This is a genomic window from Verrucomicrobiota bacterium (assembly GCA_039027815.1).
Taxonomy (GTDB): domain Bacteria; phylum Verrucomicrobiota; class Verrucomicrobiia; order Verrucomicrobiales; family JBCCJK01; genus JBCCJK01.
Map to the genome: position 1 here is coordinate 1 of JBCCJK010000020.1, position 21,185 is coordinate 21,185.

The following is a 21,185-nucleotide window of genomic DNA, read 5'->3' on the forward strand; positions in this document are numbered from 1 at the left end:
TCCTCGGTTACGGTGCCTGCACCGCGCCCTCGTCGCGCCTTGGTCTGGCCCGAAATCCACTCGGCCATTCTACCAGCCAATTCTGCAGCTTGGTATTACTCACAGCAGGAACCCCACGGGCGGGGCGGCCCCCGGGGTGTAGAAACGGGTCAGATTGGGGAAGACTTGGGGGAGGTCGCTCTGGGAGACGCCGAACCACTGCGCGAGTTCGGCGAAGTATTCATCGGTCGAGAGCGTGGGGATCAAGCGCCCGCGCCCGGTGTCGAGGTCGCTGCCGAGGGCGAGGCTGGGGTAGCTGCCGTAGATCTGCCCTCCTTGGACGGCACCTCCCATGACCATTTGGTTGCTGCCCCAGGCGTGGTCGGTGCCTTTGCCGTTGGAGGTCAGGGTGCGGGCGAAGTCGGAGGCGGTGAAGGTGGTCACTTGGTTGTGCACGTTCAGCTCCCGCATGGCGGTGTCGAATTCGCTCATGGCTTGGCTGATGACGGGCAGCATGGCGGCTTGGTTGTTGAGGAGTTCGTCGTGGTGATCAAAGCCCCCGAACATGACAAAGAAGGTCTGTCGCCGCATGCCGAGGAGATTCCGCGCGGCGATGGTTTTGGCGATCATTTGAAAGGATTGGGAAATACGGTTCGGCGAGAAGACGGTGTTGACGGTTTGGGCCGCGATGGCGCTCGAGAAGGCGGCGGAGGCGTCCAGGGCATTGCGGTTTTTCTGGGCGAAGGTCTCCTGGAAGAGGTTGGAGTATTGCGCGTCCATCATGGAGTGAATGGCGGTCTGGCCGAGGGCGGCCAAGGTGGGATCTTCTCCTTCAGCGTAGGGTGCGAGGGCGATGGAGCCGTTGCCGGTGGGTTCCACTTCGTAGCTGACGCTTTGGTTGCCGGACTGGAAGGTGTTGGTTCCCGCGAGGGAGATGTTCATGGAAATCTGGGTGTTGCTATTGCAGGCCGCCAGGAGGTCGGCCACCCGCCCGCCCCAGCCAGTCGAGGAGGGCGCATCCGGGACGCTGGTCTGCCAGTGCATGATCTGGTCGGAATGGGAGAAGAGCCCGGCCGGGAGTTGGGCGAGGTTGTTGGTGAAGCTGCTCAGGGTGACGGGTTCGACGAGGGTGCCGACATTGGAGACAAAGGCCAAGCTGCCCGCGTTGTAGAGAGATTGCACTTCCGGCATGCCGGGATGAACGCCGAGGGCCTTGCCCTGGTGGGTGCCGTTGAGCGGGAGGAGGGTGTTTTGCGCCAGCGCTTGGTTGCTTCTGGTCAGGGCGTATTCGGCATACTCGGTGTTTCCTCTGGGCACGAGCATGTTGAACGAGTCATTGCCTCCGCCAAAGAAAAAGCAGACGAGGGCCTTGTAGTCATTCGGGTCGGTGGGCGCGGCCAGGGCGCCGTGGGTCATTCGCAGATTGAGTAGGGTCGAGAGGATGGGCGTGGCCGTGACGGCAGCGCAGGAGGCTTGGCCGAGAAAGCGGCGGCGAGAAAGGTGGGTCGGGGGGGTCATGGTTATTGGAGAACGGCAAAGTCGGGAGAGGAGGCCACGAGGGAGACGGCAAAACGGGCGATTTCCCCCGGGCCCGCCTCGGCGGCCAGGGCTGCGTTGAGGGCGGTCTCGATGGCAGCGCGCGTGTTGCTGGTCATCTGCCCGCGGGTCAAGAGCACATCGAGTCGATCGAGCAGGCCAGGGATGTCCTCGTCTTCGATGAGCTGCTCTTCGGCCGAGAAATCGCTCACCACTTCTTCTTCCAGATTCGTGATGAGGTAATCAAAGGGCAGAGCACTCGCAAAAAAGTTGAGCGTCTTGATGGTAGTGGTGGCGGTCGTGATTTGGAATTCCGGGGCTACCAAGCCAGCGTTTTTGATGGCGCCCAGGGGCTGGTGATCGGGCAGATAAAAATTGAAAACGGAGGGTGCCAACATGGCCTGTTGCCCATAGGCAAGGCGACCATCCTCTCCCCCCATGCGAAGGGGGCCGGAAGCGCTGCGGTAGCGAAAGGCCCGCGCCAGGTGGGTGTGGCGGAGCAGGGGTTCGCGCAGTTTGCCGAATTGGGGATTGGCCAAGCTGGCCTGGCTACGGGCTTCGGGATCGAGGAAGATGGCACGAAGGACGGCCTTCATGTCGCCGCGCACTCCCTGGCCATTGTCTCCGAAAGCGGCGGCTACACGATAGATGTAGCCCGGAGACGGATTGGAGGTCACGAGCCGCTGGATGAGCAAGCGGGCGAGGAAGGGACCGGTATTGGGATGGTAGAAAAGATTGTCGATCGCGGCATCGAGGTCTTCTCGGAGCGTGCCGTTGGTGGTAACACCGTTCAGGAGCTGCTTGACCCCCGTCTCATGCATCGGCTCATACTGAGCCATCTCGATTCCCATCCAGGCATGGTCCGCACCGAGGTAGTCTTCCACGCTGAGGACGGGGCCTTGGTCTGGCTCGCCAAACCAGGGCGTGCCATTGTTGGGGTTCTGCGGGTTGTAGGTCAATCCGGTGAAGACTTTGGCAAATTGGGTGATGTCTTGATTATCGTAGGTAGGGATGTCGTTGCCTTGGGTGTCCTGTTTGCGAGTGCCATCTTGGTTCAGCTCGAAGAGCCCGATCGAGAAGAGTTGCATGATCTCGCGGGCGAAGTTTTCGTCGGGGAAGAGATTGTTGCCGAGGTCAGTGGGCCGGTTTTTGACATGCGAGAGGTAATGCCCCATAGCGGGGTTGGTGGCGACTTGGTAGAGAAGGTCGCGGTAGTTGCCGAAGGCATTGTCCACCAGGATGTCGTAATAGGTCGCAATGCCCCAATAGATGTCTTCCAGCACGTCTGTGGTTTGACCGATCACCAGAATCTCGGACAAGGCAAAAGCCACCCGTTGCCGAAGGGCGTCCTGTCCATTGAGCGCCGCATCCCACCAAGCCCAGATGTAGTCCGACTCGCTGAGCAGCTCATTGGTCTCCTCGTCCCGAAAAGTCAGGCGCAAGGCGTTGTTCCGGGCCACATGGGAGGTGGCAGGCACCAGAAACTGGGCCTCGAGCCAAGTCGGGATGCCGGTCGCGGCCACGCCTTGGATGGTGGCATAGGTCGAACCCAGGGTGGCTTGTTGCAGGAAGCGCGAAGATTCTGCCATGGTGGGCAAGCTGCCGGAAAGGGTGCGGTTGCCGAGCTGGAAGCTGCCCGAGGAAGAGAGCAGGCGGGCCGCTTGGGCCAAGTCGTTGCCCGTGTTGGAAAGACTGCTGTTGAGGTTGGCGTCGGAGTGACCGAGCAAGCTTTCCTCGTAAGCGGTCAGGCCATCGCGATCCTGATCGACATCACTGACAGAGACCCGGTAGTGAAAAGCCTGGTCCACCTTGCCCAAAGGCACGCTCAAGGGCGCTCCCGTTCCCGAATGGGTGCCGCCCACTCTGGTCCAAGTTTTCAGATCGCTGCTGGAGAAGACTTCGTAAGTTTTGCCGGCAACCGAAGGCCAGCGGACTTGAACCGAGCTCAGATCTTGCTCATCCACTTGCAGAACCAGCCGATCGGAAGCCAAAAAAGGATTGGTCCCCGCGATGGACTCCGCCCGATTGCTCCAGCCATCGCCATCGGTGTCCGCGCCAGCCACCAAAGCGGTCGCCTGGTAGTGCAGGGCCCAAAGATCACTCATGCCATCGCCATTCAGGTCGAGGCCGCCCCGAGACGATTGCCCCTTGGCGAGGGGCGATAACAGCAGAAACGAAACAAGAATTCTCATGAGCGGGGCCGCGGGGATTTCCTGCACCAACGTCCCAGCCCGAGATTTATTGGGAAAAGCCGCTCGAAAATTCTGCGGCAGATTGGAAGAATAAATCGGAGAGTTCTCCGTTGGTGCTCGAGACCCCTCTTATGGTGACGGACCGAGACTTGATCGAACGCTACCTCCGCGAGGGGGATGCCGAGGCGGCCAGGTCCTTGCTCCGCCCTCACGAGACCGGTCTCTTCGGCTACCTTTGGACCATGCTGCGACACCAACAAGACAGTGAAGACGCCCTCCAGGAAACCTTCCGCAAGGCGCTCCAAGCCCTGCCCAGCTATCAAGAGCGCAAGCACTTCAAAAGCTGGCTCTTCCGCATCGGGCACCACACCGCGCTCGACCTCCTCCGCCGACGCCAGAAAATCGTCGCTTGGGAAAGTCCCGACTGGGAAGCCCTCCCCACGGAGGAGCCAGCTCCCAGCGAGCTACTCTCCCACAAGGAACGCCTGGCGGAGCTCCAAGCGGCCCTTGACCGACTCCCCGAGGCCGAGCGCGAAGTAGTCGGCCTCCGTCTTCATGCCGAGCTCAGCTTCAAGGAAATCGCCGAAACCCTCGGCGCTCCGTTGGGGACGGTTCTCTCTCGCATGCACAAGGCGAAAGAGCGCCTGCGCAGCCAACTGACACCTGCCTGAACCCATGAACGAAAGCCAAAAGAACCTCCTCCTCTACTGGAGCGGCGAGGCGGATGCCGCCACCAAAGCGGAAGTCAAAGAACGGCTCGCTCACGACCCACAAGCCCAACGGGAATACGCCGAACTCTGCCAGCTGCAAGCAGGCCTACAGGCCCGGGCCCTCCCTCAGCCACGAGCCGGCCTTTTGGACGAAGTCCTCGCCGAAAGGCCCTCTCGCCCCAGCCGCTCCTACCTCTTGGCCAAAGTCGTTTTGCCGCTGGCAGCCTGCTTTCTCGTCATGGGCGGGCTCTTCCTTTGGCAGCGACCTCTTTCTCCCGCACCCGAAACCAACTCCACCCTCGTCCAAACTGCCCCCCCCTCTCTCTCCCCGGAGGACCGTCCGCCCAGCACCCCGCTATCCTCCCGCCTCCTGCAATCCTCCCCACCTTTTGCCAATTCCCTATCGCACACCCGAGAGAGTCGCCAATGGCGCCATCGCTTCTCCAAAATCCACCCTCCATCCACTGTCGATTTTATATGAAAGCGACTCCTAGCCCGCTCGCCCTGCCCTTAACCTTTGCATTCGCATTTGCCCTCCTGGGCAGCAGCCCGGCTCTCTTGGCACAAGAGGAACACGAAGAACGACCAGAGCCTCCCCATCCCGGCCAGGAAGAAACCCTCCGGTTCCTGGGAGAAACCGTTCCCCAGGCCTTGGAAGTCCTGACCTTGGTGGAAAAGCACGAAGGCGAAGCCGAAAGGGAAGCCGTGCTGGAACGATTTCAGGAAGTGTATCACGAATACCGGCTGATCCGATTCCACGACGGAGAGGAAATCGCCGAAAGCTTTCTGGCGGGCAAACGGCTGGGCCTAGCCTTCGACGTCGCAGTCCACGAATATTTCGAGACCGACAACCCACCAAAGCGCGAGGAGATCAAAGAACAACTGCGCACCCTTCTCCGGCGACAACTCGCCCAACGCCTCCAAGCCACCCGGCTGGAACTTGGCTTACTCGACGAACGCCGCGCTGAATTGGAAGCCGAAATCCGCGAACTCTCCGAACTCGGCGAGGAAGAGATCGAAGCCGAACTCCACGCACTTCTTCACGGGGAAGAAGAGGAGGAGGAATGACTTTGCGGGCAGGGTCCTCACAGCACTTCCCTTGCTCCTCGCCCTCAAGTCCCGGCATCGCCAACGCCTCGGTGTGCTGCTTCAACTAGCCCTCCCGCATCGCCAATTCCCTGCGCATTTCTTTACTCCGGAGAAACGCAGCGAAGATAAGCTTGATCTGCGTTTCCCTAAGAATCAGCGCCCGAGAAACGCCAGAATTTCAGCTACAGGGCCTTTGTTTTCGCGGAATTCATCCAGCAGGCCCTTTGGAAAAAGGCTCGGGCACTTGGCTCGCAGTTTCGCCACCACTTCGGAATCGCGATCTGTTCCGAGATACTTTCGTTAAAAGTGCCGCTTCCAGTTGCGCGAAGCCTGACGATCTCGCGCTGGAGGGCGATCTTGGAGCATCGTCAAGAAAAGCCCTTCCAGACAACAAGGTGCCGAAATTACGAGTTCGATTTTGTGTTTCTTGAGCCAGCTGGCGGGAATCTCCTCTGTTGGTAGATCTTCGTCGAGTAAGAGTAGACTTTTGTCGAAAGCCCCAATCTGGAGATGCTTCTTAATCAGTCGATTGGCCACCTCTTTGGGGGAGCCGCCCTGACCTGCTTCGACTTTCAACCTGGTGTCGATTTTGGATTCGTAGAGCAACGAAATATGCCGGAGAAAGACCGCATCGGTCTTGCCTTCCCCAAAAAGAATCAGGCTTTTCCTGCGCGGCATGGGTTCAGAAGAGCTGCGGCTCAGGAACCGCCTCATAGCGGCCCGCATTGTAGTGAGCAAAAAAGTTATCCTCCCGACGCACCCCTTTGATGTCGGCCAAGCGCTGGACCCGGCTGACATTCTCCGCATCCTTCTGCACGAGGACAATCTGCTCCTTGGCCAGTTGGTTTAGAATCTCCACATGATGACAAGTGAAAATAAGCTGAGCCCTTTTGGGATTCGTTCCTTTGTCCACGAAAAGATCCAGGAGCAGCGGAATCAAATGGGGGTGTAGATCCGACTCCATTTCATCAATAAACGCCACCCCTCCCTCCGTCAAAACAGGCAAAAAGGCAGCCAACAGCACAAACAAACGCTTCGTCCCCGCCGACTCGTGGATCAGTGGCAGCTCAAACTTATGCTCTCCAGAGAGATGGACCACATAGGGGATAGGTAATGTGCGGGTGCGCTCCGATTTGCTATCAATGACTTCCCTCTCCCTGATGGAAAAGCCTGAGATTCCCAAATCCGCCCGCTTGAGCCGATCCTCCAAATCCGCCTGGAAGTGTGGGTTCTCTTGAAAAAAACGGGCGCAGTCAATGATCTCAAGGCCACGACTTCCTTGGAGCATCTCCGCTTTTCCCAGCCGATCCACATTGGTTTCGACGCGACCTAGGGAAGACAGCACTTGTTCAAACTCTCGCCTGCCTGTCACCAGCCCCACCGCTACCATGGAGGCGTTAGGACGGTCGCGAAGCAGGGATCGAAGTGCATCCAAATCGGTAAAATCGCTTTCTTGGCTGAGGCGTGGCAACCGCTTGCCCTCCGTTCGCAGCAGAAGGGTGCGAAACGCCTTGGTTTTGTCTGAACGCAGCGTCAGACGCTCCTCCTTCACCGAGGTGGGTGTTAAGGACACCTCATACCGGTAAACGCGCCCGCAGCCTTCGAATTCAACCGAGAGGCGGACCGGTCGCCCATTGCCATCCAGAAAGGAATCCACGGGGACAGGAGCATCCGACTCCAAGGCGTGATAAGAATGCCGCAGGAAGAAATGGAGAAACGAAGCCACTTTTAGCAAATTCGTTTTCCCGGAAGCGTTCGGCCCGAAGACCCCTCCCAGCACCGTCATCTGATCTCCACAACGGGATTTCACAAACGAATTATCCACCGGAGTCTTGGCGCTGGCCGTCAACACCAGCTCTCCCGAATCCCGAAAGGAACAGAAATTCTCGAAAGTGAGGCGGCGGATCATGACAGGAACTAGTTACGCAGCAAAACAAATAATCCACGCTCAATTTGCGGAAATTTCCACGAATCGCACACATTTTCCACACATCACCCCTTGCCGCCCCCGGCTGAGACTGCAAACTCCCCCATGGCCGATGTCTTCACCCCGGAGAAGAGCGGAGGGGTCTATGCGAAGTCATGTCTCTTGCGATGCGCTGCTAGCAGTTTTGAGTCGGGTAGGTTTTTCGGGGGAAGTCGAATTTCCATCCCTTCATACCCGACGAATGTCCGTTCGAGTTCTTCGTTTGGCAGGAACTCTCGAATACGGGGACTCGTCAAAATGCGGTAGTTGTCATCCAGCGCGATTAGACCTCGCTCAAAGGCGCTGTCTATAGTCGCTGCCAGACAGAGTCCGTTTCTTGGATTCACCCGATGCTCTTCGTCATCGGCCCAACGAACGATATGGCTTGCGATCAAAAGATCAGGAATCGGATTCCCGGTCACACAGCATCGCTGTTCATAGGACGTGAGGACTGTCTGACGGAAAAACCGCTGATGGCGACGAATCCGCACTACCGCAGAAGCCTCACTTGGCCCGGATGGTGGAGTTCCCAATGGAGCATCAGCAACAATTCCAAACCGCTCCAAGGCAGCCTCCGATTCATCAGCAAGGTCACTCATTCGATTTGTGAACTCCGTCCAGATCGCTCGATCTGCCTTGCTCGCACCCGATAAACCTTTGATTCCTCTTGCTTGCTCCAGCGGGTCCAGCGAAGTGAAGTTGTTTAGCTTCATCGCGAGCGCACTTGGCGTTCGTCCGATGCGCTCGGCTAAGGCAATTACAGGTGAATAGTTCTGATGCTGACGTCCAAAGGGCGTGCGGTGATACAAGTTCAATGCGGCTAGCAACTCATCGCGCGTCCAATTTGCCACAGACCATGATAGGCATTCTGCGCAGGAGAGTCGAAGGGCTTTTGATCTTGCCTGACGGCTATAATTTCCATACAATTGTTCGTATCCAAATTTATGGCGCAGCTCTTTCCTCAGGATTCATTGACTAGGCGTGGTCCGACTCCCGGAGAGCGACGTTTCGGGCGTTTGCTCAAGAGTCATTTGGAGGATGACTATCTGGTATGGCACGACGTGCCCATCGGGTGGCAGCGTCGGCAGCCCGACTTCGTGATTCTGCATCCCGGTCGTGGCCTCCTCGTGCTGGAAGTGAAAGACTGGAAAGCCGAGGACTTCAAGGAGGTCGATAAAGACACCTGCCTGATGGCCTTCGGCGGAAAATATAAGCGGCTACCCAACCCCTTGTGCCAAGCTCGCGGCTACGTGACCGCAATCGTCGGAAAGCTGGGCCGTGACGAACAACTCTGCCATAGCTCGGGTCGCTATCAGGGGAAGCTCTCCTTCCCCTGGGGATACGGTGCGGTCTTTCCCAACATCACGCGGAAGCAATGGAATGCGCTTTTGCCTGAGGAAATGCGGGAGCAAGTCCTGCCGGACCGCTTGCTCATTTGCAAGGATGAGATGGCGGAATCCGTCGATCCATTGGCCTTGCAGGAACGGTTATGGGGCATGTTTACTTACAACTTTGGCCAGCCGATGACATTCCCGCAAATCGAGCGGGTTCGCTGGCATATGTTTCCCGAATATCGGATCACTGAAACCCAGTCCCACCTTTTCGACGACGAACCCGCGCCTGATGTTGTGAAGATTCTCGATCTCCAGCAAGAGCAGCTCGCTCGCAGTTTAGGCGATGGCCACCGAGTCATCCACGGTGTGGCAGGGTCCGGGAAGACGTTAATTCTGGGCTGCCGCTGTGTGCAGATCGCAGACTCGCTCGCCAAGCCCGCTCTCGTTCTGTGCTACAACATCTCGCTCGCCGCTCGTCTGCGCGGATTCATTCGTGCCAAGGGACTCGAAGACAAGGTGCGCGTTCATCACTTCCACGAATGGTGCGGGGAGATGCTGCGGACGTATCACGTCGAGATTCCCGGAGGGAGTGCTCCTCTCTATGTTCGACAAGTCGAGGCTGTCATCAGCGGGGTGGAGAAAGGCTTCATTCCCCGGGCGCAGTATGGCGCGGTGCTCATCGACGAAGGGCACGACTTCGAGCCTGAATGGCTCAAGCTCGTCACGCAGATGCTCGATCCCGCGACCGATTCACTGCTGCTACTCTACGATGACGCGCAGTCCATTTACCGCAAAGGGAAGGGACTCGGCTTCAGTCTTTCGAGCGTGGGCATCAAGGCTGCAGGGCGCACAACCATACTCCGCCTTAACTATCGGAATACTCGCGAGATACTGCAGTTGGCCTACGATCTTGCGAAAGACGACATCAGCCCATCCGAGGCAGACGAAGACCACGTTCCGCTTATTGAGCCTGAGGCTGCCGGAGTCACCGGATCGCACCCAGTCTTCCGCCGTGCGAAGAGCTTTGCCGAGGAGATTGACTATGCTATTCGTTGCGTTCGCAGCTGGCAGAAAAATAGCGTCGCCAGTGAGGAGATCGCCATCGTCTGCTTCCGCAAAAGCGAAGGAATCGCCCTGGCTCAAGCCTTGAAGAGGGAAGGCATCGATCACCATTGGCTTGGCAGCAGCACTTCAAAGAAATCGTATGATCCCAGCGCCAGCAAGGTCACCGTCATCACCGCAGCCAGCAGCAAGGGCCTGGAATTTGAGGCTGTTGTCGTTGTGGGAGTCGGAGGGCTATCTGATGATGCCGAAGATGTTTCGACGCAGATGCGCCTGCTCTACGTTGCGATGACTCGGGCCAAGCGATTGTTGGCCGTCAGTTCGTCAGGAGAAAATTGCTATTCTGAACGGCTGGCGGAGCTGACGGGAGAAGCTGTGGCTGCGTGATCGCCTTCAACTCCCGGAATTTTCAGGAGTAGTGGATTGCTCGTAGCGAAGTGCAAATCCGCTCTCCCCACTCAGGAAATCCCCAAGCGCCCTTCGTCGAGGTCGATGATTTCGAACATGGTTTTGACGGCGTTTTCGGGGTGGTCGGGGTTTGCTTTCAGCCAACGAGCTGCAGGAACTCCGGTAAGGTTGTGGCTTGGATGGTTTCGCCGAGGGGGAAGGTGTGGGCGCCCGGGTGGATGAGGTGGAGTTCGTCGAGGCGGAGATCCTCCAAGGCGATGTGGGTGGACCGGGTGGTTGTCGGCCGTTCGGTGTATTTCACTTCCACGCCGATCCGGCGTCCTCGGTGGAAGAGCAGGAGGTCGAGTTCGGCACCGCCGTGGGTGGCCCAGTAGTAGGCGTCCCGGTTGTGGGTGGCGGCGAGGATCTGCTCGATGACGAAGCCTTTCCAAGAGGCCCCCACCTTGGGGTGGGCTTGGAGGGCCTCCGGCTCCGGGATGCCGAGCAGAGCGTGCAGTAAGCCGGAGTCCCGGAGATAGATTTTTGGGGCTTTCACCTGCCGCTTCTTCAGGTTCTCGAACCAGGGGGGTAGCTGGCGGACGAGGTAGGTGCCTTCGAGGATGTCGAGGTAACGCCGGGCGGTCGGCTCGGAGGTGCCGAGGGAGCGGGCCAGCTCGGAGAGTTTGAGGATCTGGCCGTGGTAGTGGGCGAGCATGGTCCAGAATCGGCGAAGGGTGATGGCGGGGACGCCGATGCCGAGTTGTGGGAGGTCGCGCTCCAGGAAGGTGCGGATGAAGTCCTCGTGCCACTGCCGCGCAGCCGGATTGCTCCGAGCGAGGAAGGCCCGGGGAAAACCGCCTCGCCACCAACGCTGCTGCCAGTTTTCGAAGCCTGTTTCCTCGAGCGAGAACCCGGTGACGTCGATAAAGGAGACCCGGCCGGCCAGGCTTTCGCTGGTGCCTTGGACGAGATCCGGGGTGGCGCTGCCGAGGATGAGAAAGCGGGCCGGCGTGTCTGGACGATCAGCCAGAACCCGCAGTACGGGATAAAGTCCGGGCTGGCGCTGGATTTCATCGAGGATGACGAGGCCACGCAGCGAGGAAAGGGTCATTTCGGGATTCGCCAACCGGGCGAGATCGGCGGGCGATTCGAGATCGAAACGGTGCACCTGTGATGCCTCCCGGGTGTTGGCATACAGTCCAGCCAAGGTGGTTTTTCCCACCTGACGAGGTCCCAAGAGTGCGACGATGGGAAAGTCCCGCAATCGCTCCTCCAAGGTTTCAAGATAAAAGGACCGGGGCGTCATTTCCTTGAAAATCTAAAGTTGAAATTTAGATTTTCAAGGAAAATAGGGATCACAGTTCCAGCCGCCCTTCATCGAGGTCGATGAACTCGAACATGGTTTCGACGGCGTTTTCGGGGTAGCTGGCTTCCTGGAGGCGGAATTTGACGCGCTCGGTGATGGCGTCGCGCCAGCCGAGCTTGGTCATGTAGGCGTTCCAGATTTCGATTTCCTCTTCGCTGGGTTGGCGGCCTTGGGTGTAGGCCCATTGGAGGAGGTGTTCTTCGCTGCGGCCGGCGAGGACTTCGCTGACGAGGGCATCGTACTCGATCTGCAGGAAGCGGCAGCAGCGGGCGTCGAAGGAGTTTGGGTAGGCGTTGCCGAGGGCGGAGGCCCAGTCTTCGGGGAGCTGGCGGTCGGCGTGGAGGCGGATCTTGTCGATCATGCGTCCGAAGTAAACGAGGCCATTGACGGTCTCGGAGGGGCTGCGGAGGCCAGGAATGTGGGTGGGCACTTTTGAAGGAACTTGAGATCGATGAGCTTGCCGGATCTCCAAAAGGAGACCTTCCGTAGTGAATTTTTCAAAAATCCTGATCCGGGGTGATCCAGGTCGCTGCCTGCTCAATCGCCCAGGCCGCCAAGGAGGAGGTTGCCCCATCAAAGCCTCTCTCGCAAGGAGCCTTGCTCGATCGGAGACCGAATTTATGCACTGAGCGCTGTGCTCAGCTCTTCCAGAGGCGGGGCGAACTGCGTGAGGGGAATGCCTTGGACGGCCGCGGTGTATTCTTCCAAGCTGGGGGTGCGACCGAGGATGGCGGAGAGGACGACGACGGGGGTGGAGGAGAGAAGAGATTCCCCTTTTTTGCGCTCGGCGTCTTCTACCACGCGACCTTGGAAGAGTCGGGTGGAGGTCGCCATGACCGTGTCCCCTTTGGCAGCTTTTTCCTGGTTTCCCATGCAGAGATTGCAGCCGGGGCGCTCGAGATACATCATCTTCTCATACTCGGTCCGGGCTTCGCCTTTGGGGGAGGTGTCATTGAATTCGAAGCCGGAGTATTTCTGGAGGATCTCCCAATCGCCTTCCGCTTTCAGTTCATCGATGATGTTGTAGGTGGGAGCGGCTACCACGAGCGGGGCCTGAAATTTCACTTTCCCCTGCTGTGCTTCGAGGTTGCGGAGCATTTGGGCCACGATTTTGAGATCGCCTTTGTGGACCATGCAGGAGCCGACGAATCCGAGGTCGACCGGTTTGCTGCCTTGGTAGTGGGAGAGGGCACGAATGACGTCGTGGGTATAACGCTTGGAGACGTCTTCGTTGTGCACGTCGGGGTCAGCGATCATGGGCTCCACGATGAGGTCGAGATCGACCACGAAATCAGCAAAATACTTGGCGCTCGCGTCCGGGGTGAGGGCGGGCTTGCTCCCAAAACGAATTTCCGCGATCCGCTCATCCGCGCGATCAATGAGGCCTTGGAGAACTTGTGCCCGATTGTCCATGCCCTTCTCGATCATGATCCGGATGCGACTTTTGGCGATCTCCAGAGACTCGATGAGCGTCTCGTCTTCCGAGATACAAATGGAGGCCTTGGCCTTCATTTCCGCGGTCCAGTCGGTGAAGGTGAAGGCTTGGTCGGCCGGGAGCGTTCCGATGTGCACTTCGATGACCCGGCCCTGGAAGACATTCTCGCCAAACTTCTGCAGCATCTGCGCCTGGGTGGCGTGGACCACATCCCGGAAGTCCATGTGCGGCTGGAGGGTGCCCTGGAACGTCACTTTGACCGATTCTGGAATCGGCATGGTGGCTTCCCCGGTGGCCAGGGCCAAGGCCACGGTCCCGGAGTCGGCCCCGAAGGCCACCCCTTTGGACATTCGGGTGTGGGAGTCCCCTCCAATGATGATGGCCCACTCGTCCACCGTGAGGTCGTTGAGGACCTTGTGAATCACGTCCGTCATGGAGTGATACTTTCCAAGTGGATCACGGGCTGTGATGAGCCCGAAGTCATTCATGAACTTCATGAGCTTCGGGATATTGGCTTGCGCTTTCTTGTCCCAGACCGAGGCGGTGTGGCAGCCCGATTGGTAGGCGGCATCGACTTTTGGTGAGATGACCGTAGCTGCCATCGACTCCAATTCCTGAGCGGTCATCAGGCCGGTCGTATCCTGGGAACCCACGATGTTGACCTTCACCCGGACGTCCGAGCCAGCGTGGAGCGTGACTCCTTCGGCCACCCCCACCGCATTCTTGTTGAAGATTTTCTCAACCGCAGTCAGGCCTTGTCCGGGATGCGAGACTTCCTTGGAAGGAGCGAAGACGGACGGGGCTTCGATCCCAAGGGTTTCGGCCGCCAAGCTTTGGAGCTTCTTACCGAACACGATGGCATAGGAGCCGGCCGCCCGGATGAACTCCAGCTTCTGGGGGGTGAAGGCGGAGGAGATATCCACCAATTCCCGATCCCCTTGGTAGAGCTTTCTCGTCTTCGTATTGATGGTCAGCAGCGTGCCGGTGGCCACGGAGTAGACTTGCTCGAGGATCGGCTCGTCATTTTCGTCCAAGACGGGTTTGCCCTCCTCATCCAGCTTTTTGACCCAATTCTTTAGATCGATGCCAATCCCGCCTGTCACGCTCACCGTGGTGAGAAAGATAGGAGAAATCCCATTGGTCCCAGCCACAATCGGGAAGATGTTCACGAAGGGGACGTATTGGCTGGCTTGTCTGCCCGTCCAGAGAGCCACATTGTTGACGCCGGACATGCGAGAGGAGCCGACTCCCATGGTGCCCTTTTCCGCAATCAACATGACGCTCTTGCCAGGGTGCTGTTTTTGCAGTGCCACGATTTCGTCCTGGGCTTTTTTGGAGATCATGCACTTCCCGTGCAGTTCGCGGTCTGAACGGGAGTGGGCTTGGTTGCCAGGGGAGAGCAGATCGGTCGAAATGTCTCCCTCGCCCGCAATGAAGGTCACGACTTCGATCTCTTCTTTGACCGGCGGCAGCTTGGTGAAGAACTCCGCCTTGGCGTAGCTTTCTAGAATCCCCGCCGCGACTTGGTTGCCCGCTTGGTAAGCTTGCTTGAGTCGATCGGTATCGGCTTCATACAAGAAAACCTGAGTCCGGAGGACTTCGGCCGCCCGCTGCGCCACCTCCATCTCTTCCCCCAGCGCCAAGTCCAGAAGAACCCGCACCGAAGGCCCGCCCTTCATGTGGGAAAGAAGCTCAAAGGCCCGCTCGGGCCGGATTTCCTCCACGAAAGCTTGCCCTAGAATAATCTCTTTGAGGAAGGCCGCTTTGACTCCGGCGGCGCTCGTGGTCCCCGGGAGAGTGTTGTAGATCAGAAAGATCAGGGAGTCCTTTTTGTGCTCGTTTGTGGGATCTTTGATCTGCGAAATGATCTCCTCCACGAGCTTTCCCTCATCGATCGGCTTCGGGTTCAAGCCCTCCGCTTTTCGTTCCTCGATCTCTTTCAGGTATTCCAGATACAAGCTCATCGTTGCTTACCGCATTCGAGTAAAAACTCTCCCCCTAGGCAGCGTGCCCCAAGACCGAAATCGCTTGGGAGAACGCAGATGGCCGCCCACGCCAATTTTCCGAAGGGACACTCGGAAAGCGGGTCGAAAGCAAGGCGGCGGCAATCATCAAATAGGGAAGGGGTGCAGGATTTAGGCCGAACGGGATCAATTCGGCTGGGCGCGCGAGCGGGAGACTTTATTCAGAAATTACCAAGTATCAAATCGATTTTGGCCGGTGGAGCCCCAGCCCGCCCTCTAGGAATTTCTAAGAAATTTGTTTATTCTTAAAATTGAGACTTTTCAGCCGGGATCATGCAAAAATTAAAAATTTCTTGGAAAAACACTTGCATTGAAGGTTAAGTTTTATTAAATATAAGTGTCTTCTTCATTTTTGACCTCAGCTATGCGAAAAAATATCTATTTTATCCAGCTCGCACTTCTCATTTTTGCGAGCCCCAGCCTCCAAGGAGCCGTTGCTTTCCTTTCATTCGATGACCCCGACGCTTGGGATGCCGTGGAAAACTCCCGAGGCACCGATGACCTCCCGAGGACCTCGTTTCACAGAACTGTAACGGGTTTCGAAGCACCGGGTTCTGAAATTACGGTCGGTTTCGATTTCGAGCTGCCTTCAGGAGCAAGCGGCCTTCTGGTGGGCTCCCTAGAGATCGCCGACCATCAAGATTCCGCCCAGCTCATGCGTTTGGAAACGGCGACCACCTCGGAGGACTTCGCTTCCAGCGTCTCGTCGGGAACCGCGGGCCAACCCTTTCTGGCCACCAATCTCGATCCAGCGGTCGTGGCCAAGGCCACCAACGATGCCTTCTACCGCCTCGAGCAGAACTGGCTGAATCTGGGGAACGGGGACTACCAGTTCTCCTACGCGCTCTACGATCATAGCAACCGGGAAGGCCTGGTCCTGTTGGGTGTTGGCACGAGCGAAGTTCTTTCCCTGCCGGCCTTCGAGGCCAGCGACTTCACCGTGACCTTCTCTCAGGAAATCGAGGTTGTGGAGCTCGCCAGCGTGCCCGAGCCGGGTGCGCTGGCGTTGCTCGCTTGCTCGGGACTTCTGGCCCTGCGACGCCGTCGCTGAAAAGACACTTGGCCTCTCGGCCCAGCGCGCGATGGTGCGGGGATGAGAAGCATGACGGGATTCGGCCGCGGCGAGGCCAACACAGCCAAGCACCGCTGCACCGTCGAAATCTCCTCAGTCAATCGCAAGCAAAAGGACGTCCTCCTCAGCCTGCCTCGTTCCCTCCAAGCGCTCGAGAGCGAGCTTCGCACCCAAGTGGAAGCTTCCGTGGGTCGCGGGCGAGTCCAAGTCCAGTGCCAGGTCGAATCTTTGGCCGAAAGCCGGCCCGGGAGCATCCGGATCGATCAAGAGGTCGCTCGCGACTACTCAACCGCCTACACCCAAGCGGCCTCCCTCTTGGGGGATCAGGCCCCGCTGCGCGCAGCCGACCTTTTGCGCTACGCGGGCGTCATCACGGTAGAGACGGAGGACTGGGACCCCGCAGAAGTGCGCGAGCCTCTCGTTCAAGCCCTAACCCGGGCGCTGGGCGCTTGGGACGGCATGCGGAGCGACGAAGGAGGGCACTTGCGACGGGATTTGCAAGAGCGACTCACCCTTCTCAGAAAGCTGGTGGCCCGCCTAGCCGAAGTAGCCGAAGAGGTGCCGGCGCGCTACCGTCAGCAACTGCGAAAACGGCTCGAAGAGGCCGGACTCCCCTTGGACTTGGACGACGAGCGGCTCTTGAAAGAGATCGCTCTTTTCGCGGAACGCTCCGACATCTCTGAAGAGATCACTCGCCTTGAAAGCCACTTCCAACAGTTCGACGGCTTCCTCGCGAGCGCGGACCCGGTCGGCCGACAAATCGATTTCCTTCTGCAAGAGATCCATCGGGAGTACAACACCATCGGCAGCAAGGCCAACCACGCGCAAATCGCCCAAGCCGTCGTGGCCGCCAAAACCGAAGTGGAAAAGATCCGCGAACAAGTCCAGAACGTGGAATGAATCCTGGCACCCTGGAACGCACCCACGGCCTCCTCGTGATGGTCTCCGGTCCATCGGGTTCAGGCAAGACCACCCTCTGCCGTCGACTACGAGACGAGGGAGGCGCCCTCTACTCCACCTCCTGCACCACCCGCCCTCGCCGGAAAGGCGAAGTGGATGGCGAGGACTACCATTTTCTCCAGCCAGACACCTTCCAGCAAATGGCGGCCGATGGCGCGCTTCTTGAGCACGCCGAAGTGCATGGGAATTTCTATGGCACCCTGAAGCAGCCCATTCTCGAAACGGTCTCCGAAGGGGGGATGGTCGTCATGGACATCGATGTGCAAGGGGCCCGCCAAGTGCGCGCCTGCCAAGAACCCCTGCTTCAGGAAGCGCTCGTGGATGTCTTCGTGACGCCCGCGAGCTTGGATGAACTTCGTGAGCGGCTGCAAAACCGCGCCACGGATACCCAGGAAGTCCTCGCCCTCCGCATGCGGAATGCCGAAGAGGAAATCGCTGCCTGGCCGGAATATGCCTATCTCATCCCCAGTGGCACGCCGGAGGAAGACTTCACCACCTTGGTCGCGATCGTCCAAGCCGAACTCCAGAGAAGCACCCGCTGGAGCAGCCCTTCGCTGGCAAGTTCATGAAAACCATCGTGCTCGGCATCACCGGCTCCATCGCCGCCTACAAAGCAGCAGATTTGTGCAGCCAACTGCGGCAGGCAGGGCACGAAGTCCATCCCGTCATGACCAAGGACGCGACCGAGTTTCTCACCCCGCTGACCTTGCAAACGCTCTCGCGCAATCCGGTCACCACCAGCCTCTACGACGAGAGAAACACCTGGCACCCCGGGCACATCGAGCTCGCAGACAATGCCGATCTCTTGCTGGTGGCCCCGGCCACCGCCAACATCTTGGCAAAAATGGCCCAAGGCCTGGCCGACGACGCCCTCACTGCCATTCATCTGGCCTGCCGAGCCCCCCTCGTGATCGCCCCCGCCATGAATGGGAAAATGTGGCAACACCCCGCCACCCAGGCCAATGTGGAAGTGCTCGAAGCCCGTGGGGCCCGCTTCCTGGGACCCAGCGAAGGCATGCTGGCCTGTGGCTATGAGGGGACAGGCCGCCTTTTGCCCGTCGAGGAAATCCTGGCCGAAATCGAGCGCTTGCTCGTCGAGTAATACCAAGCTGCAGAATAGGCTGGTAGAATGGCCGAGTGGATTTCGGGCCAGACCAAGGCGCCACGAGGGCGCGGTGCAGGCACCGTAACCGAGGAGCAACGCAGGGCTGGCTCGAAAGACACCGGCTCTCCCTTCCCCGCGCTTCAGCGCCTCTTCCCCACTACACCTCCCCTCCATTCTTCCAGTGAATTCTGGAGCTTGGTATAACCCAGCAAACAAGCCGCCAGACTCGACCGGCGGGATCACTCCGTTCTGAGCGTGCTGGGCGCGTAGGCCGCTTGCGACATGTAAGTCGGGAGAACGCTCACCGCCACCAGGTCCTCGGGGCGAAAGGGGGGCGCCGAAAGGGCCATCTCAGCTGGGTCGACGGAGGTCCCCCACCACTCTCCCACCGGCAAGGGCTGGCTGGCTTGGCCGTCGACCGCTAAAGGCCGTCGACTCAACAAAACGCAGCGATGCCCTCGATGGCGAATCCACCAAGCGGGACCGGTTTCCGAGGCCGCCCAAGTCACAAAATCATCGCCGCCAAAAACCGATCGCGCCAGCGCCTGCTCCACCAGAAATCGCTCCGTCCTGCCATCCGGCTCGCGCCGGCGCGCCCCAAAAAGCAAAATGCGCCGGTGCCCCGAACGGCTCATCACCCTAGGCGGGTCATCACCCAAAACGGAAACATCCAACTCCTGCCCACCGGTGTGCCCGAGAGCCTCCCGAAGACAACTCCGGTCATCCGCCAAGACTTCGGGCGCTTCCGGCACCACCTTCTCCCCCGCCAAGCGAAAGCGGAGCTGGGCCACGCTGGCGAGGCCTCCGGAAAAAACTCCCCTCCCGCGCAATTCCTCGTCAGGCACTCGCAACCAAGCCTCCCAAATGTCCTGATTGTGATCGATCGGCGCCTGATCCATGCGGCTGAGCCGGAAAAAGAAAGGGCCGTAAGCGCCCATCGGCCACAGCCCATCCGCCGTGGGATAGGCGGTGGCGTTGGCCCAGACCAGAGAAGGTTGGCGCGGACTCGGCAAGCGGAGGCCCACTCCCCAAGAAGCCACCGTCACCAAGAGCAAAGTCGCTAGAAAAACGCGGCTCACCCGCGTCGCCAACAAGCCCCCCCAGAGCACCCGCCCCAAGGGCAAAACCAGCGTCGCCAGAAACATCATGGCCACACTCACCAAATGCCGCGGGGTGTAGAGATAAAGAGAATAAAACGCCACCGGCAACAAAAGCGCCCCCCCCGTCAGCAGCCAAAACAGGCGCGCCCCGCGCACTGCCCGCCCCATGGCCGCCAGGGCCACCAGCACCACCAAAGGACCGAGCGCCCCCAAGCCAAAGACCCAGTAGGCAGCCGCCACCTTCGGCTCGAAGAAACTCATGGGAAAGCCGCTCGGCTGCCCCAGCCAGCTTCCTAGCAGCAGGGTGCCGACCGCCACCCCGCCCAAAAGCCAACAACGCCCATCCTGAAACAAACCGCGCCAGGAAGGCTCCTTCTGAGCCAAAAGACAAGCTGCTGGCAGCAGAAGGAGGGCATCCTGTCGCGCACCGATCGCCAAAAAGGCCGCCAGACCCAGAATCGTGAGATTGAGCAGGGTGGGCGAATGGCGCAGCCCCCAAAGCACCCCACAAAAGAACCCCCCCGAGACCACAATGGTGCTCAAGAGCGGCGCGCTCAAGGCCACCGCAGGGGCCAGCAAAAAGAGCAGTAGCAGTGGCCCCTCCCACTTCCGGTGGTCCCGCTTGGCCCACAAGAGAGCCAGCAGGCCTCCCCAAAAAATGACGGCCGCCAAAGCGTTCCCAGCCAAGACCACCCCCTGCCCTTCGGTGCCGACCTCGTGGAAACCGGTCACGCGGAAAACTGCCGCCAGCAGCCAATAGACCACGAACTGCTTGCCATAATGGTAGTAACCTTGATCGGCCAGGCTGCCGGAGCGTGCGATGGCCAGACCGCCGTCCAAGAGCGAGGCTTGGTCACTCTCCCGCATCCCGGCCGAAACGGCCAGCAGCACGAGAACGCCGAAGACCAGCAGCCCCCCCCGCCGGACGGCCTCGGTTTTCCCAGCATGGTTCTCAATCATCTAGAGCGGCTGTGCCAACAGAAAGGAAGGGACCAAAAGAAGGAGCGCGAGGTAGCTGCCCGGGTCACGAAGCGCGGCAAGGACCGGATCGCTATGCAGTTGCCCCCGGGCCGTTTGCAACCAAAGGCGGGAAGTCCAAGCGAAGAGGACTAAGATCGCTCCCCACAAAGCCATCGGTTGGCCGTAGAGCCGACTGGCCTGTTCTGACTGGGTGTAGAGCACGAGCGAGAAAATCGCCAAAAGCGCGCAAGCGATCCCGGTCGCCAAAAAGTAGGGTTGGTCCGACTCCTGGTAGGGTCGACGATAACGGGTGGCCTGGCCTTCGGTCACCGTGATGTCCCCAAAGCGTTTGGCGTAGGCCAGGCTCAGGAAGAAAAAGAAAATGAAGATGGTCAGCCACTCGGACAAGACGATTCCCGCGGCCACTCCTCCGAGCACCACCCGGAAATTGTAGAAAAGAGAAAGCAAGAGCGTGTCCACCACGGCCACCTCCTTCAGCTTCCAAGAATAGAGACCACTTGCAGCCAAATACCCCAGCAGCAAGCCCAGGACCCAGCCCCCAGCCAGCGCCGCCACCAGCAAGCCGCTCCCCAGCAAGAGCCCCGCCCATGCCAGCGCCTGCCGCACCGAAATCTCCCCGGCGGCCAGAGGACGCTTCCGCCGGTCCGGGTGGGCCCGGTCCTTCGCGAGATCAAAAAAATCATTCAGAATGTAGGTGGCGGAGGCCACCAGCGAGAGCGCCAGGGCCGCCAGGAGCGAGTTTCTCCACACCTCCCCCTCCGTGAAAGCGTGCTTCGCCAGCAGGGGCACCAGCACGAGGGCGTTCTTCACCCATTGGTGCACCCGGGCTTGTCGCAGGAGAATGGAAACCTTCACCAAAGCGCGGCAACTACAGGGAGGATCGGAGA

18 protein-coding genes are annotated in these 21,185 nt (G+C 59.3%); 8 read left to right on the forward strand and 10 right to left on the reverse strand.

The annotated features are described in order from the left end of the window. Positions 1–99 precede the first annotated feature (99 nt). Together AAF555_07030 and AAF555_07035 are read right to left on the reverse strand one after the other, a co-directional pair. A complete protein-coding gene (locus tag AAF555_07030; protein MEM6911323.1) occupies positions 100–1,497 on the reverse strand; it encodes a DUF1501 domain-containing protein in 1,398 nt (465 codons plus the stop codon). A gap of 2 nt (positions 1,498–1,499) precedes the next feature. Further along, on the reverse strand, positions 1,500–3,707 hold the full coding sequence (locus tag AAF555_07035) for a DUF1800 family protein (protein MEM6911324.1): 2,208 nt from the start codon (positions 3,705–3,707) through the stop codon (positions 1,500–1,502). A gap of 131 nt (positions 3,708–3,838) precedes the next feature. Here AAF555_07035 and AAF555_07040 point away from each other — a divergent pair, with 131 nt between their 5' ends. From AAF555_07040 to AAF555_07050, 3 genes are read left to right on the forward strand one after another with little or no spacing between them, the layout of a single operon-like run. Further along, a complete protein-coding gene (locus AAF555_07040) occupies positions 3,839–4,378 on the forward strand; it encodes an RNA polymerase sigma factor (protein ID MEM6911325.1) in 540 nt (179 codons plus the stop codon). A 4-nt stretch (positions 4,379–4,382) separates the two neighbouring features. Then, positions 4,383–4,898, forward strand: coding sequence for a hypothetical protein (locus tag AAF555_07045; GenBank protein ID MEM6911326.1), 516 nt, complete (start codon positions 4,383–4,385; stop codon positions 4,896–4,898). Then, entirely contained in the window at positions 4,895–5,485 is a 591-nt protein-coding gene (locus AAF555_07050; protein ID MEM6911327.1) for a hypothetical protein, read from the forward strand. The genes AAF555_07045 and AAF555_07050 overlap by 4 nt, the downstream gene beginning before the upstream one ends. A 321-nt stretch (positions 5,486–5,806) precedes the next feature. Here AAF555_07050 and AAF555_07055 read toward each other — a convergent pair whose 3' ends face one another. The 3 genes from AAF555_07055 to AAF555_07065 form a co-directional block, all read right to left on the reverse strand. Further along, positions 5,807–6,184: a hypothetical protein gene (locus AAF555_07055; GenBank protein MEM6911328.1), complete on the reverse strand. Its 378-nt coding sequence runs from the start codon at positions 6,182–6,184 to the stop codon at positions 5,807–5,809. A gap of 4 nt (positions 6,185–6,188) precedes the next feature. Beyond that, positions 6,189–7,415 carry an ATP-binding protein gene (locus AAF555_07060; GenBank protein MEM6911329.1) on the reverse strand — a complete coding sequence of 409 codons (1,227 nt, stop codon included), beginning with the start codon at positions 7,413–7,415 and terminating at the stop codon, positions 6,189–6,191. A gap of 161 nt (positions 7,416–7,576) precedes the next feature. Then, on the reverse strand, positions 7,577–8,323 hold the full coding sequence (locus AAF555_07065; GenBank protein MEM6911330.1) for an HNH endonuclease: 747 nt from the start codon (positions 8,321–8,323) through the stop codon (positions 7,577–7,579). Positions 8,324–8,416: 93 nt separating this feature from the next. On the opposite strand from AAF555_07065, the gene AAF555_07070 reads away from it, so the two are divergent. Next, entirely contained in the window at positions 8,417–10,255 is a 1,839-nt protein-coding gene (locus tag AAF555_07070; GenBank protein ID MEM6911331.1) for a 3'-5' exonuclease, read from the forward strand. Positions 10,256–10,412: 157 nt separating this feature from the next. On the opposite strand, the gene AAF555_07075 is transcribed toward AAF555_07070, so the two are convergent. The 3 genes from AAF555_07075 to AAF555_07085 all read right to left on the reverse strand — a co-directional run bounded on the left by AAF555_07075 (position 10,413) and on the right by AAF555_07085 (position 15,020). Then, positions 10,413–11,561, reverse strand: coding sequence for an ATP-binding protein (locus tag AAF555_07075; protein MEM6911332.1), 1,149 nt, complete (start codon positions 11,559–11,561; stop codon positions 10,413–10,415). Positions 11,562–11,610: 49 nt separating this feature from the next. Continuing rightward, positions 11,611–12,051, reverse strand: a complete 441-nt coding sequence (locus AAF555_07080) for a DUF5069 domain-containing protein (GenBank protein ID MEM6911333.1) — start codon at positions 12,049–12,051, stop codon at positions 11,611–11,613. Between the two features lie 188 nt (positions 12,052–12,239). After that, a complete protein-coding gene (locus AAF555_07085; GenBank protein ID MEM6911334.1) occupies positions 12,240–15,020 on the reverse strand; it encodes a bifunctional aconitate hydratase 2/2-methylisocitrate dehydratase in 2,781 nt (926 codons plus the stop codon). Positions 15,021–15,444: 424 nt separating this feature from the next. Here AAF555_07085 and AAF555_07090 point away from each other — a divergent pair, with 424 nt between their 5' ends. From AAF555_07090 to AAF555_07105, 4 genes are read left to right on the forward strand one after another with little or no spacing between them, the layout of a single operon-like run. Continuing rightward, the gene (locus AAF555_07090) at positions 15,445–16,131 is read left to right on the forward strand and encodes a hypothetical protein (GenBank protein ID MEM6911335.1); all 687 of its coding nucleotides are present in this window, start codon (positions 15,445–15,447) and stop codon (positions 16,129–16,131) included. Positions 16,132–16,173: 42 nt separating this feature from the next. Beyond that, entirely contained in the window at positions 16,174–17,052 is an 879-nt protein-coding gene (locus AAF555_07095) for a YicC/YloC family endoribonuclease (GenBank protein ID MEM6911336.1), read from the forward strand. Next, positions 17,049–17,681 (forward strand): guanylate kinase, encoded by a 633-nt coding sequence (gmk, locus tag AAF555_07100; protein ID MEM6911337.1) that lies wholly within the window; start codon positions 17,049–17,051, stop codon positions 17,679–17,681. The genes AAF555_07095 and gmk overlap by 4 nt, the downstream gene beginning before the upstream one ends. Next, positions 17,678–18,214, forward strand: coding sequence for a flavoprotein (locus AAF555_07105; protein ID MEM6911338.1), 537 nt, complete (start codon positions 17,678–17,680; stop codon positions 18,212–18,214). The genes gmk and AAF555_07105 overlap by 4 nt, the downstream gene beginning before the upstream one ends. A gap of 242 nt (positions 18,215–18,456) precedes the next feature. Here AAF555_07105 and AAF555_07110 read toward each other — a convergent pair whose 3' ends face one another. Both AAF555_07110 and AAF555_07115 read right to left on the reverse strand, forming a co-directional pair. After that, positions 18,457–20,277 carry a hypothetical protein gene (locus AAF555_07110; GenBank protein MEM6911339.1) on the reverse strand — a complete coding sequence of 607 codons (1,821 nt, stop codon included), beginning with the start codon at positions 20,275–20,277 and terminating at the stop codon, positions 18,457–18,459. Continuing rightward, on the reverse strand, positions 20,278–21,153 hold the full coding sequence (locus tag AAF555_07115) for a UbiA family prenyltransferase (protein ID MEM6911340.1): 876 nt from the start codon (positions 21,151–21,153) through the stop codon (positions 20,278–20,280). Between the last annotated feature and the right edge of the window lie 32 nt (positions 21,154–21,185).